The sequence below is a fragment of the Photobacterium frigidiphilum genome, from assembly GCF_003025615.1.
Lineage (GTDB): Bacteria > Pseudomonadota > Gammaproteobacteria > Enterobacterales > Vibrionaceae > Photobacterium > Photobacterium frigidiphilum.
In genome coordinates this window covers 14,393-27,693 of the sequence record NZ_PYMJ01000010.1, presented here as the reverse complement: position 1 = coordinate 27,693, position 13,301 = coordinate 14,393, and the positions used below count along the sequence as shown (strand labels likewise).

The following is a 13,301-nucleotide window of genomic DNA, read 5'->3' as shown; positions in this document are numbered from 1 at the left end:
TTCAGCAATCGTGAGATGTTTAATTACGAATGACTTCATACAAGGCGGGATAATTTTTCACACCATCAAGTTCTAGTGCTGGAATTACTTTTTGCATGTTTGATATAGCACCTTGAAAATCTTCTGTAGATTCCCATTTAGCAATATTGATCAAGAAGAAAGTACTATTAGGCTGTAATGATTTATGCAGTTGAGTTGAAACATACCCAGGTTGAGTTTCAAGAAAATCACGGGCTTTCTCCCAATGCTCAATGGTTGCCTTTTCATGCACCGCTGGTACTTCAAAAGGGTTAATTAAAGTAATATCTTGGGCTAGAACAGGTGAAGAGCAGAGTAGTGATAGGCTTAATAATTGTATTTTCATTTATTTCTTCCTTATCGGCTCGTTTATTTAATTAGAGGATGAGCCAAGAAGAAATCTACCAGAGTCAGCGTTTATAAGAAGCCTTGAATCATTTAATTCATGTGAATTAAGAATAACGAAATGAGAAGGCAATACTAAGATCACCTTTTCAACAGTTTTTAATATCAGAACGTGTAACGTATACCCACTTGGTAATTCATCTCTCTTATATTAAGCTCTTGACCAAATGTATTCGCGCCTAATGCTCGGTGAGCAAAGTTTGCCTCTAGACCTATATTTTTCGTAATACGAATAGTATTTGCTAATCGTAACTCATACATTTTTTCGTCATAATCAGCAATTCTGATTGCTGGTTCAATTTGCCAAGCATCTAGAACATTGAATTTTGCACCAAGTTCCACTGTTAGTGCATTGTCTTTTGCTCCAACATAACCATTCATGCTTGAGATACTAATATCAGCTTGATGCACAAATTTATTAACGTCGAATTGAACATCAATTTCATCAACGCCGACAAGCCCATATAATGAAAAACTGTCGGTGAAAGAATGAAAATAGCCTAATCCAGCAGTAGTCTGTGTTATCGACAAGCTGTCTTTAGATGTTGAGTCATGACGAACTTCAGCAAAGAAATTATTATAAAAATTCCAACTGCCACGCAAGTAATACCCAGTCGTGTAGTCGTAACTTTTACCTAAGGCTGTAGGAATATATTCATCAAAAGATGATAGCTGGAACCCGCCAGATATAAAATCATAATCAGAATTCGCACTAGTGTTGAAAGAGGTTGCTGCAAGAATAACAGCAAGTAGTGGTGTATAGTTTTTAACATTTAATGCAAGCATGGTTCAACTCCTAATTATTAGGCAGCGAACCATAAATTAAAGTGTTTATTTACGATACATCACGAAGCATTAATTCATATTAAAGAGTAACTAAAAATATTAAATCTATCTATAAACAATGGCTTACATTGTTACGTTTCATTTCATTAAAACAAAAGTAACAAGCAATAGGTGACGCCGTCACTGCTTGTTATGAGGGTATAAGAATTTAAATGGGGGTTAAATGTATACAGATTGTTGGTAAAAAAGGGCAATTATCAGTGTTAATTGCCCTTCATCTGTTCTTACTTATCTTCAGAAGTGTAACTTGAATATGAACAGTAATAGCAGCCATTAGATTGTGGATAGATTTCTTTCGCGGCATTCACTGCAGTGCTGCATGCAGTATGGTAGCCAAGCGGATCACAGTTTTTTACACCAGGGCTGTGAGTACATGTTGCCGTATGAACTTCATGATCGCCATTATCTTGTGCTTTCTTATCAACATAAAACAAACTCATAATCACCTCTGACAATTAATGTTCAATCGGATTCTTGAATAACCACACTACTCCTATACAATTATAGGTGATAGGTAAGAATACAAATAGTTAGATGAGCGTCACTAGTTGTTCTGTAGGGAAGTGATTCAACTCACGCTAAAGATTCCCATCAAACCCTAAAGGTTACGGTGTCACTTAATTTGGCGGTATTTCCTGCTTTAATTTGTTACATCGCAATCACTCATCAATAATCTTTGGTGGCACAATTATAGTCAGAATACAGTTTTTTTAACGCTTTCTTCTGCTTTCGATATTCTTTTTTCTTCTTTTTATTGCCCATCGAATATTTTTTATCTATATCTTTCATTTTTGTTACTAGCCCTGAACACGGTAGATTTTTGTACTGCTTAATATATTGATCTACAGTTTTAGCATTTAAAGGGAAACAAAATAATAACGCTGCGAGTAAAATCCATTTCATAATGATCTGTCTTTTTTTGCGAATATAATTAGCGTATCAGGCATTAATGAATGAATAGACGATGGCATAGAATAAATAGAGAGACAGTATGTATTTAAGCGTAGATAAATAATCATTACATTTTAAATTGAATCGAAATCTCATACCTTCAGCATGCTGAAGCGTGGGCAAGAAGTATCAAAGACGATCATTGATAACTGTCAGTAAGCCTGTTTACCGCTAACACTTTTTTGTATTTCAAGCTCGTAGATGATCTTTTCAATAATATTTTTGGCATAAAGCTGGCCGAAATTGGCCAGCTTTATTTCGCTATCTGAGTATCAGAAACGGTAACCTACGTTGAAGTTAACCTGATCAATACCGTTGCTATCGTTGTGTGTGTTATTGCTCCACACCAATGCTTCAGCGCTAACAAAGAAACGGTCTACCGGTTCATACATAACACCTACACCCGTAGTAAGAAGTACATCAGTGCTATTGTGATTATGTTCTGCAAATTGGCTAAAATCACGATGTACTAACACACCAACAGGAATGTAGGGTTTGATTTTTTGGTTGTCACCAAACTCGAATGTTTTACCAAGTTCAGCCATTAAGCCAAGTTGGTATGTTGTCGTTTCAGTTTTAAATGTTGTTTCACCATCACCTGAAGGTAGATTCTTATTACCATTTGAATATGCAAAGCGTAAAGATGTTCCAACATATTCATTGATATCAGTACCTACTGATAAATTAAAACCTTTGTTATCTGTATTGCTATAATCCATTGTTGTGTAACCGATAGAAGAACGAATATTCATCTCATCAAAACTCAATGATTCATTAGCGATAGCAGAGGTTGATACAGAGGAAATAATAGCAATTGCAGCGATATAGTTTTTCATTAATAAAACCTTTTTATTTTCTTTGATTGTTAGTGGTAACTATGAGCTTATTTTTCAATAGCTTATGCTTATCACCTTTATTTAATACGGTGTACAATATCAGAAAGTAACCATGATTAAAGAGAAAAATAGTTTATTAAGTTAGTTTCACAATTAATAAATTAAGCGTTAAAAATAAATATAAAAAAACAAAAAGTGAATGTTTCAGAATGTAATAAAGTGAAACATAACTTATCCATTCTTATCATTATTTACGAGACTTGTTGTTTATTGGTGGCGACATTTCACTTGTATTTTTTCAATGGTTACTCCAATGAAAATCACAAAAAAAGACGAATATAGAAAGTTAGTTGGAATTGCATTCAATTAATGGGGTTCAACTGTTCTCGCTCAGTGAAAGCGCATGAATCGGTATTGAGTGAGTTTAAAAAGATGTTAGCAGGGTATGAAGTTGAAATGGGGAATGGATGGACATAAGCAGCAAAATGAGTAAAAACTTATTGAATATCGTGGTGTTGAGTGTAACTTAAGTTGAGTGACTGACTGTATTTAAAGGAGCGTTGCATGATTGATACTCTGATCTCAGCAATTGAAAATAGACAAGAAATCAAATTCACATACAGTGGTTCCCCCCGTGTTGCCCAACCAGCAGCTGTCGGTGAATCTTCAAAGGGAAGTTTAGTTCTTAGATGTTATCAAACACAAAGTGAGCATGTTACTCCAGGACATGAATGGGATTTGTGTAGCATTTCAGATATAGAAGAACTTGAGATTACAACAGATACCTTTTTAGTCGACCCACCTGATTACAAACGTGGTGATAGCCACCTCAGACGAATCTACGCTCAACTATAATGTTAATAATATACCAAGCCCGCAATAGCGGGCTTTGTTCTAAATAAAGGGTAGGGAAGTTACCAATATATTTTCTTTTCTATTACCCGCCGAGTCTATATCCCATGTTGAACCAACGCCAGTGATGCGTTTATCGCAAATATCTTAGATCAGTTTTATCCACAGTAATTCATCATCAGTCATGGTCAGCAACATCTCATTGGCCCCAGAATGTAGGCGCTTAATGACACCTTTATTCTGGACGGGAATTGCTTTGATTGAAATCGGAGCTGAAGGTGATAGGGAATACATGTCTAAGATAATAAGAACAGCAAGGCAATTGAAAGAGCTACCGAAGAACCGCAGAGGCAGTTAATCAGTAGCTATCAATCATCTAACAGTCAGCAGAGTGTTGGCTGTTAGTTCCTGTATCAAAACCGCCGAGTGTAATGCAACACCTTGATTGCTTAGTTATATTTTTATCGACGACAGGTACACTACTATTGCATTATAATTAATAGCGACAAAAGCTATTGGACTCAAAAATAGAAACAAACCTAACCATTTTGTAGCTTGAAACATTTTTTCGCCAGACTTTACTCTTACCCACTCAGCTTTAAGCATGTCTTGAGTTAACGAAATTAACTCATTTTCTTTTTTCGTAATATCTGCAACAGTGTAATCAATCGTACCTCTTGCAGCAAAGCTATAAAGATCATCTAGAACATCTACAATTTTTTTGTCGTCCTCTTTATTGAGGTGCAATCTAATTGAGTTATAACTTCTTGAGAGTTCATTCATTAGTTCTAAGTTATCATCAATAAACTTTGTAACATCATCAAGATTACCTTTTCTCGATACTAGATGTGAGGTAAAGCTTCCGACTGAATAAGTAAATTTCGAAACCTCTCCTCTTACCTCATTTATCCAATCTTGTCGAAACTCAGATGTTTTCTGCTCTTTAGAGATCAGAATATTAGTAAAGGTAAATAAACCACTAATAAGAGCGGCCAAAATCGCGCCAATAGCGACAAAAACTGTTGCTGGTAATTCCATTAATACTCCTAAAAAAATATAACGCTTACATAAGCGGAAAATTAAAGTTGGCTATAATGTTTGAGGAACGAAAAACAGCCAACTGTAATTTTCCGTTTGATGTTCTTGTGTACGCCCAGCATGGGCATGAACTAATGAGGTGAAAGTCCTCTGTAGGAAAATCAACATTTAATATTCAACTCGTTGATATTAAATGTTAACTACTAGCAAATGGCAAGGGCTTTTCCGCGAGGAATGGTCTGAAGGAAGCCGCGAGCTGATGAACAAGAACATCATATGAGGCGTAGGTCAGAGGCGAGTTGGCACAAGACGACGAAGCCAAGTGATTTAATGACCACCGTAAATGATGCAGTTGCGCAGTGAAAGTCCATGTCCTTATCTGGGGAGATCTGCTTAACATGCGATCGTTAATCTAACCAGCTTGGCCTCTGGTTCAACAGGCCTGGCGTGTAAGCGTCATCAACTTACGCGAGCGAAGCCGATGAACAACGATAGCGCTTTACGAGGTAACTCGTTAAGTGATTAAGCAGAAGTCAGCAGACGGCATAGTAGCCAAATGCCCATCGTAATGGTTGGGACACGGTGAAGGCCTGAACAGTTAGAAAAAGGAGGAGCCTTGCCACATTTGAAAACACGAATGCCGACCGGTAGTGACGCGATTCAGCATGCTGACATGAAGCCAGCCTTTAACCAAAATCTATTCGAACAAATCTTGCAGCGAGATAATTTACAAGCCGCATGGAAACGTGTTCGAGCCAATAAAGGGGCTGCTGGCGTCGATAGCATGACTATCAGCGAATTCCCCGACTGGGTTAAATCAGGCCAATGGGACAGAGTTGAAACCGATCTGCGAGCAGAGCAGTATCAACCCTCACCCGTCAGGCGTGTTGAGATAGATAAACCCGATGGAGGTAAACGCCAACTGGGTATCCCAACCGTCATTGACCGGGTGATCCAACAAGCCATCGCTCAGGTACTGACACCCATCTTTGACCCCGGTTTTTCGAACAACAGTTACGGATTTCGTCCGGGGCGAAACGGGCAGCAAGCCGTCAGGCAGGTTCAAAGCATCATTAAGCAAAGACGTCATTATGCAGTCGATGTTGATTTGTCGAAATTCTTTGACCGAGTCAACCACGACCTATTGATGACTCACCTTGGCTACAAAGTGAAAGATAAACGTCTACTTAAGTTAATTAGTCGATATCTTAGAGCTGGCGTCATTTGTCAATCAAAAGGCGATAACCAGCTTTATATGAAGAGTCGAGAAGGCGTCCCTCAAGGAGGCCCATTGTCACCATTATTGGCGAACATCATGCTCGATCCGCTCGACAAAGAACTTGAGAAACGAGGACATAAATTTGCCAGGTACGCCGATGACTTCACCATTATTGTAAAAAGTCAGCGTGCGGGCCAACGCGTGCTCCTAAGTATCAGTCGCTATTTGCAAAACCGCCTGAAACTCACGGTGAACACAACCAAAAGTCACGTTGTCAGAACCACTGAAAGCAAATTTCTGGGATTCACATTCCGGGCAAACCGTATTCAATGGCATGCCAAAACATTGCAGAAGTTTAAGCTGCAAGTTAGGCGACTGACAAATCGCAACTGGGGAGTATCGATGAAATATCAACTCTTCAAAATCAGCCAATATCTACGAGGCTGGGTTAATTACTTTGGTATCGCCAACTGCTATCAATTCTGTGTCAAGCTCGATCATTGGATCAGGCGCAGAGTCAGAATGGCTTATTGGCGACAGTGGCGAAAGCCTCGCACTAAAGTAAAAAGTCTGTTGAATCGAGGAGTTCAGATTCAATCAGCCGTTGCGTGTGACATTACCAGTAAAGGCCCATGGCGAAGTTCAAAGACACCGGGAATACAGCAAGCATTATCCAATGCTTACCTAAGATCTCAGGGTCTGGTTGAACTACGTGATGGATGGATTAGGCTTCACCATTCTAAGTGAAACGCCCTGTGCGGATCCGCATGCAGGGTGTTGTGGGGGCTGAGGGTTAAAGACCCTCGGCTACCCGATTAGGCTTTAAGTTACTTCAATCTTGATAAAGTAACTTAAAGAAGTTATATTTAATTCGAAAGGTTACTCATCCAGCATGCCGAGGTGCTAAAATGTTACCTGAACCTAATTCAGGAAATTTTCCAAGACAATTAAGACGTGAAAGAAAAAATGCCGAACTTACTTTAGCCGAATTAGCAGAATCCGCGGAAATTTCAAATGTGATGCCTGGCAGGTATGAACGAGGTGAAGCCGTTCCGACAATGCAAACCTGGCAAAAACTTAATAAAGCTCTTTTTGGTGAAGAAGGTGAAATACCGTCTTTTGATTCTTCACTTGAAACGGCTACCATTGAAGAACTGGTAGAAGAGCTTAAAAACCGTGGTGTAACCAAAGTAAATTTAATTTTCTAAACCGCAACAGAGATGAAAATCACACTTCTGCTAACAAAATAAGGTAGTTATCATGCCAAGCAAAGTTGAAATTGAAAGTAAATTGTCGTCACTGCTCGATATCGCAGCAACCGATGTATCAAAAAGTGAAAAACGCATAACTGATAACATTTTCATTTGTATAGAAAACAATTCAGATTTATTAGATACTTATACGAATATCTGCAATCTAACAAGTCAGAATTATATTAATCGTAAACTTGGTAAATTAATCAAAGAGACGTTTAGTTTATCGGATACAGCCTTCAAGGTAAAAGCTAAAAGTAGCTTGATTAAAACCTTTACAATGCACTAATTTGGCAAAATTAAAGCCTAACATTTTATTCAACGATCTAAGATCGTATATCTCATAACTGAACCAAACTAAGAACGAAAACTTGGTATTGGCTGCTAGTGTATGCCAAACTTTTCCCCCGTGTTACTAGACGGGGAACTTACTCGCATCACACGATTTCAGCGGTGGTGATTTTTTCTATTGGTTTCTTTTTCAAACTATCCATAAGAGGGTCAAGAAAACCTGATATTTGACGGTCAAAAACACTAAAGTCAATATTATCCAATTTTTCTCTGCTTTTATTCTCAGTTAATTTTTTACATGACTTAAACTCTTTGCCCCCACAAATTTTAGATAATATGAGTAATTCTTTATCTAGAGTATCAATAAATTTGTTAAAGACAGAAGATCGTAAGTTGCTTACTCTATCAGTCATGTGATTTTGTAAAGGTTTCTCATTACTTTTAACCATTAATATGTTATTTGAATCTTTAATAGCTTTCTTACAATGGTCAAAGGTTTGTAATATTTGATCTTTAGTTCTTAATCTATGAGCGATTATGGGGTTTTCTTTTGATAGTTCAAATATTGCTTTTTCATACGGTTCAAGAAGTCTTGATTCAATATCAACACACAGAGAGCCCAATATCTTCTCAAAAAAATTACTGAGCAATAATCGAAATTCATCAGGTAATTGAGACTCATCAAAATCAAGACCTTTATCTCTCAAAAGCTTGCTGAAGTAAGTTAAATATCGACTTGAAATAGCTACAGGATCAAAGAGCTCCGTTAATAAAGAACGCCTTATTTCTAACAAGAGATATAGTACATGCTTCGCATTTTTTTTTGATTCCATTCTTACTCGTAAATAATAGCCAAAGCTAGCAAAAAGTGCTGAAAGACAAAGACCAAATACAGCAATCATAGCAGCAATAACTTTCGCATCTATTTCCACACACAACCCCTAAGCTTATCGAGAAAAAATTAAATCGCTTTTCTAGCAGAGAAAAATCACACTAAGCACCAACTATTTTAGCTTGTCATGTATGGCAAATAATACAAAATGTATCTAAAATTTCAATGCATATGATATTGATCATGTTATCAATTCAGATTCGTCATGATTTGAAGGTTAACCGCTCAAAATCATAGCCTTAGTGATCTAGCTAAGAGCAAAAGCGGTTTGGCAGTGTGAAGGGCGGTTATGTGGATTTTTGAGTCAGTAGCGGTTTCGACCAGCGAGCTATGCCGGAAAATTGGGGTATAGAGAGTGGTCTTATATGGCTGCGCTATGGGGCAGTCAACCACTCAATATTGTATGGTTTTTTATATTACAGTGACCTTGATTAACACTGACATTTGAGAGCTCACCGATTTATCAGAAGTTGTTCTAAATAAACCCCCAATCCACGGTATATCTTTCAATAGCGGCACACCTGATTCTGATTGTCTCGACTCATCTGGCACCAAGCCACCCAAGATAATGGACTGACCATCCAGCACTTGAACCACCGTATTGATTTCTCGATTGTTGGTAATAATATCGGAGGCAACATCACTATCAGACACGCTCGATGATGTTTGGTTGATCGTGAGAACCATGGAATTATTCACGATATGAGGCACAACACTCAAACCCAGCCCCACATTTTGTCGCTCGATTTTTGCACTAGCGAACCATTGTTTGAGGTTTCAGTGGAGACTAAGAAGGGCACGTTCTGACCGACATTAATAGAACCTTTTTTTCTATCCATCACTAACAGATACGGCTTGGTATTCTGGTTTTTTGTAATCGCCGTTACCAAGGCGTGTATCCATCACAACCGCATCAATCAACACGCGTAATCAGGTTATCAACTTGCGTTAATTGAGAAGGTGACCCCGTAACAATCATCAAGTTGATATTGGGTAAGGAAATCACAGAGTAGGCGGTTAAAGGGTATGCAGTCACAGCTGTGATTGCACTGCTTGTCGCTGCTGGCGTTGTCTGGGCATCAAATAATGTTGATGTCGTTGAAGACCAAATCGGTTAAGGCAACCTTATTGCATGCGTTTTTTTACATATATGCTCAAGTGGCAAAAAATATCGAGTATGCTTAAATGACTGAAATACGTCTAAAAAAGGCATCTGAATTATGTTAAAACGACTAATATTATTATCACTTCTATCAACATCACTATTAGGCTGCGATAGTAATGACGATGTGAAAGAATTAGATTCAGTGCTTATCAAGAAGAATGAATACTTTTCAACGCAATTCAATGTAGACGGCAATCAACAAGTTAACGTCAAAGTTAGTTTATTGGATAATGTCCCTTCAGAAGCATTTATCATTACAGAAGAAGAGTACAAAAACTGGGAAGATGAAACACAGACAAATGACTTTGCGAATGCAACGTTAGTTTCACTTGTTACGTTTTCACCAATCCCATCAAGTCAAACAGAGTCTGGTTGGATGAAGTTGGATTCTGGTGACTACCGTATACTTATAGAGAACACAGCCTTTGGTTCTGTAAGCCCACCATCAAGCAACATTTCAAACTCAACTAATGTCATGTATTCCATACTCTACAAATAAGTTATCTAGCTAAGAACAAAAGCGGCTTGGCAGTGTGAAGGGCGGTTAATGCGGATTGCTGAGTTCGTAGCGGTTTCAACCAGCGAGCTATGCCGAAAAATTGGGGTGCAAGGAGTGCTCTTATATGGCTGCGCTATTGGGGCAAATAATCAGAACAGTAAGGCAATTGAAAGAACTACCAAAGAGCCGCAGAGGCTGTTAATTAATAGCTCTCATTCTAACAGTCAACAGGGTGTTGGCTGTTATTTTTCGTACCAAAGTTGCCGAGTGGAACGCATCATTTTGATTGTTTTATGTTATCGAATCTACATACCCCTTACCTTTACAATGCTCACAATCTCTTAGGTTTGGTTTTAATCCAGTAGCAGATGAAACTAAGTTTTGTAAAGAGTTTTCAAATGTTTGGAACTGATGTTCATCTAATTCAGCACCTGACTCTCTTAGCTCCAGTATTAACCGAGACACTTCATCTGTTGCATCAATTATATTAATTAAATTCATATTAAACGCTCCAAGAGGACATTTCCGCATACACTTTTTTTACAGTTTCAGTGATTAAATCTTTTCCACAATAGTCAACATCAGGTAAAAGCATTGTATGCGCAAATAATTGACAGTAAATGGACTTGTACCTATCAAAGAATAGATCGTAAATTAAGTTTTTGCTTACACCACAATCAATCCACATAGCTGCAGTAATTTTTAATGCATTAGTTCCATCAATAGCGATCAACGTCTTAGGGGTACTTGCTTCAAATACTTTATTGTGCGGTGGTTTTATATCATCGTGACCTTAATTAACACAGACATCTGAGAACTCACCGACTTATCAGAAGTTGTTCTAAATAACCCCCCAATCCACGGTATATCTTTCAATAGCGGCACACCTGATTCTGACTGTCTTGATTCATCCGACACCAAACCACCCAAGATAATAGACTAACCATCAGTATCAAAAACGATCATTGATAACTGCCAATATGCGTATGTGATGATGCAAAAAGCCGATGATTGTGCCCATTACATCCAGTGCAAGACGGGGATTCCCGCATTTGAATAGCTGATCTTTTTCGATTCACATCAACACGTAGCAGTAAGTAATATATTTATTATAAAGCTGATCTGTATCATCACCCTAAAAATTTAATGTTAACAACCATCTATAACTGAAATTGTGATTATAGTACCGTCACTGAAAACTTAGCACGGCTATTTGCATGGAAAGCTCGATTAAAAATCTACCTGATGATCCGTTCTGCATATTACGTCGTCAAGAAAATAGATAAAAGGAAACACGTAATGTTAACTGCCATGGAAAAACAAATTCTTCGTAAAAATCTTGAAAAATACGAAGGTAGAATTGAGCATATGTATAAAGATACCAAAGGGTTTATTACCGTGGGGGTTGGCCATTTAATAAAAGATCTTACAGCTGCGCAAGCGCTAGACTTTATCCATCAAACAACAAACAAAAAATCAACAAAAGAAGAGATCAAGATCGACTTTGAATCTGTTAAAAACTCTCCAGCAGGTTTATTTGCTTCAATTTATAAAAATCGCACCAAACTTAAACTTACGCCTTCAACTATTGATAAAATCACTAATAAGCATATAGACGACTTTGAAAGTGAACTTAAACGATTATATGGTGCAGTAGAATTTACACAGTTTCCATCTGAGGTGAAATTGGCATTGTTTGATATGATTTTTAATCTAGGCATGACAAAACTTAGGAATGGTTTTCCAAATTTCAATAAAAGTATTAAAGCTAAAGATTGGAATAAAGCAGCAAATGAATCTAACCGTTTAGATATAGCACTGGCACGGAACAAATACGTAAAAGAGTTGCTGAATAAAGCTGCAAAATCAACTAAGCTTTAAGGATCTATGTAGTGAAAAAGATTAATCCTTCATTGTTTTTAATAATAGGTATTTCGGCTCTGATTCTCGTCAGTGGATGTTCTGATAGAAAAAAATCATTAACGGAAAATACAATGAATATTCCTGTATTTATCAATCCAGCGCTTACGATGGTTGCTTATATGGTAGATGCAAGTGTTGTAGATAATTTAGAAGACGAACTGAGCATACCTTGGAGCATGACGGTCGCTGTAAAACAAATTTCAGGTAAAAAAACACGAGAAGTGGGTAATTGCAGCTCAATTTTAGCAGCCCAGAATGACAATTTCGAGCCAGTAGAACCTTCGCATCATACGCCTTACCTGAATGCATTAATGCAATGTAGGGCTATTACTATTGCCGTTGATATGGCTCCATCTAATATCTCGTACTTAACTGGGAGCTTGGATAAAAGAGCAATAGGTGCATTACCTGTCGCTATGGCGTTTATACCATCAAAAAGCCAACAGTCATCTATCAAAGCTAACGGCTTACTGAAAAGTATAAACGACGTAACACCTATAATAGGGTTTACTCAAGTTAATGATTACGAGATCGAACTGAAAATTAATGGTGGGTCACAAACAATGCTGGTATTAGCTAAAGGCGACACCAATGGCGATCAGATAGAGGATCTTTTAATGCAAGTGATTAATGCGACGGAAGGAGGAACTTATAGTGCAACACGGCTTTTTGTTCTTTCAAGAAAAGAGAAGGATGGAAGTTGGTCGCTACTTTCTGAATATTAGAAACGTATTGAGCACACGGCTAAACATTAAGTAAATGGTGTTTTGAAGTTAGTTCAACGTGACATTTCAATCTGGGAATAAAGTGTCGTTTTAAATCAAAACTGACAAACAACAGAAATCATCTCTACGTCACATACAGTATGATGATAAGTGCATATAATGTTTCTTGTTGGCTGATTCAATGAATGATAATTAGCAAAGGATTGGTACATATCAATAATTCCCCCTTAGTTCAATTGGAAGAACAATAGACTCTTAAGTGAATCTTTAGATGCTGGTTCGAATCCGGCAGGGAGACCCAAATTCATATTTTTCATTTCTAAATGGTTCTAACACCGTCTGTTTATCCCAATTTAAAATGTCCTGCTTTGTTCCCAGATTAAAATGT

At 37.6% G+C, this 13,301-nt stretch carries 17 protein-coding genes, 1 tRNA gene and 1 pseudogene; 9 read left to right on the top strand and 10 right to left on the bottom strand.

The window, feature by feature from the left end:
* Positions 1-19: 19 nt before the first annotated feature.
* The 5 genes from C9J12_RS11845 to C9J12_RS11825 all read right to left on the bottom strand — a co-directional run bounded on the left by C9J12_RS11845 (position 20) and on the right by C9J12_RS11825 (position 3,056).
* Positions 20-364 carry an antibiotic biosynthesis monooxygenase family protein gene (locus C9J12_RS11845; protein WP_107242903.1) on the bottom strand — a complete coding sequence of 115 codons (345 nt, stop codon included), beginning with the start codon at positions 362-364 and terminating at the stop codon, positions 20-22.
* Positions 365-528: 164 nt separating this feature from the next.
* Positions 529-1,209: an outer membrane beta-barrel protein gene (locus tag C9J12_RS11840; protein ID WP_107242902.1), complete on the bottom strand. Its 681-nt coding sequence runs from the start codon at positions 1,207-1,209 to the stop codon at positions 529-531.
* Positions 1,210-1,493: 284 nt separating this feature from the next.
* On the bottom strand, positions 1,494-1,709 hold the full coding sequence (locus C9J12_RS11835) for a hypothetical protein (protein ID WP_041394241.1): 216 nt from the start codon (positions 1,707-1,709) through the stop codon (positions 1,494-1,496).
* A 226-nt stretch (positions 1,710-1,935) separates the two neighbouring features.
* Positions 1,936-2,172, bottom strand: coding sequence for a hypothetical protein (locus tag C9J12_RS11830; protein ID WP_107242901.1), 237 nt, complete (start codon positions 2,170-2,172; stop codon positions 1,936-1,938).
* Positions 2,173-2,492: 320 nt separating this feature from the next.
* Complete coding sequence (locus tag C9J12_RS11825; protein WP_107242900.1) at positions 2,493-3,056, bottom strand: outer membrane beta-barrel protein; 564 nt, start codon at positions 3,054-3,056, stop codon at positions 2,493-2,495.
* Between the two features lie 564 nt (positions 3,057-3,620).
* Between C9J12_RS11825 and C9J12_RS11820 the strand changes: the two genes are divergently transcribed.
* The gene (locus tag C9J12_RS11820) at positions 3,621-3,911 is read left to right on the top strand and encodes a hypothetical protein (RefSeq protein ID WP_107242899.1); all 291 of its coding nucleotides are present in this window, start codon (positions 3,621-3,623) and stop codon (positions 3,909-3,911) included.
* Between the two features lie 450 nt (positions 3,912-4,361).
* On the opposite strand, the gene C9J12_RS11810 is transcribed toward C9J12_RS11820, so the two are convergent.
* The gene (locus C9J12_RS11810; protein ID WP_107242898.1) at positions 4,362-4,946 is read right to left on the bottom strand and encodes a hypothetical protein; all 585 of its coding nucleotides are present in this window, start codon (positions 4,944-4,946) and stop codon (positions 4,362-4,364) included.
* A 616-nt stretch (positions 4,947-5,562) separates the two neighbouring features.
* On the opposite strand from C9J12_RS11810, the gene ltrA reads away from it, so the two are divergent.
* The 3 genes from ltrA (at position 5,563) to C9J12_RS11795 (ending at position 7,707) form a co-directional block, all read left to right on the top strand.
* On the top strand, positions 5,563-6,912 hold the full coding sequence (gene ltrA / locus C9J12_RS11805) for a group II intron reverse transcriptase/maturase (protein ID WP_227876337.1): 1,350 nt from the start codon (positions 5,563-5,565) through the stop codon (positions 6,910-6,912).
* Between the two features lie 161 nt (positions 6,913-7,073).
* Positions 7,074-7,373: a helix-turn-helix domain-containing protein gene (locus C9J12_RS11800; RefSeq protein WP_107242896.1), complete on the top strand. Its 300-nt coding sequence runs from the start codon at positions 7,074-7,076 to the stop codon at positions 7,371-7,373.
* A 52-nt stretch (positions 7,374-7,425) separates the two neighbouring features.
* Positions 7,426-7,707, top strand: a complete 282-nt coding sequence (locus C9J12_RS11795; RefSeq protein ID WP_107242895.1) for a hypothetical protein — start codon at positions 7,426-7,428, stop codon at positions 7,705-7,707.
* 148 nt (positions 7,708-7,855) lie between these two features.
* Here C9J12_RS11795 and C9J12_RS11790 read toward each other — a convergent pair whose 3' ends face one another.
* On the bottom strand, positions 7,856-8,641 hold the full coding sequence (locus tag C9J12_RS11790; protein WP_107242894.1) for a hypothetical protein: 786 nt from the start codon (positions 8,639-8,641) through the stop codon (positions 7,856-7,858).
* 371 nt (positions 8,642-9,012) lie between these two features.
* Positions 9,013-9,312 carry a hypothetical protein gene (locus tag C9J12_RS31085; protein ID WP_265416147.1) on the bottom strand — a complete coding sequence of 100 codons (300 nt, stop codon included), beginning with the start codon at positions 9,310-9,312 and terminating at the stop codon, positions 9,013-9,015.
* Between the two features lie 509 nt (positions 9,313-9,821).
* On the opposite strand from C9J12_RS31085, the gene C9J12_RS11780 reads away from it, so the two are divergent.
* The gene (locus C9J12_RS11780) at positions 9,822-10,265 is read left to right on the top strand and encodes a hypothetical protein (protein ID WP_107242892.1); all 444 of its coding nucleotides are present in this window, start codon (positions 9,822-9,824) and stop codon (positions 10,263-10,265) included.
* A 291-nt stretch (positions 10,266-10,556) separates the two neighbouring features.
* Here the strand turns inward: C9J12_RS11780 and C9J12_RS11775 are convergent, their stop codons facing one another.
* Positions 10,557-10,766, bottom strand: coding sequence for a hypothetical protein (locus C9J12_RS11775; protein WP_107242891.1), 210 nt, complete (start codon positions 10,764-10,766; stop codon positions 10,557-10,559).
* 276 nt (positions 10,767-11,042) lie between these two features.
* Positions 11,043-11,150 (bottom strand): hypothetical protein, encoded by a 108-nt coding sequence (locus tag C9J12_RS11765; protein ID WP_407675678.1) that lies wholly within the window; start codon positions 11,148-11,150, stop codon positions 11,043-11,045.
* A gap of 64 nt (positions 11,151-11,214) precedes the next feature.
* Here C9J12_RS11765 and C9J12_RS31080 point away from each other — a divergent pair.
* The 4 genes and pseudogenes from C9J12_RS31080 to C9J12_RS11745 form a co-directional block, all read left to right on the top strand.
* Positions 11,215-11,316: pseudogene (locus C9J12_RS31080) on the top strand (ATP-binding protein); the annotation flags it as partial.
* A 248-nt stretch (positions 11,317-11,564) separates the two neighbouring features.
* Positions 11,565-12,146: a pesticin C-terminus-like muramidase gene (locus tag C9J12_RS11755; protein ID WP_227876336.1), complete on the top strand. Its 582-nt coding sequence runs from the start codon at positions 11,565-11,567 to the stop codon at positions 12,144-12,146.
* Between the two features lie 11 nt (positions 12,147-12,157).
* Positions 12,158-12,913 carry a hypothetical protein gene (locus C9J12_RS11750; protein WP_107242888.1) on the top strand — a complete coding sequence of 252 codons (756 nt, stop codon included), beginning with the start codon at positions 12,158-12,160 and terminating at the stop codon, positions 12,911-12,913.
* 221 nt (positions 12,914-13,134) lie between these two features.
* A tRNA-OTHER gene (locus C9J12_RS11745) sits at positions 13,135-13,214 on the top strand.
* Positions 13,215-13,301: the final 87 nt, after the last annotated feature.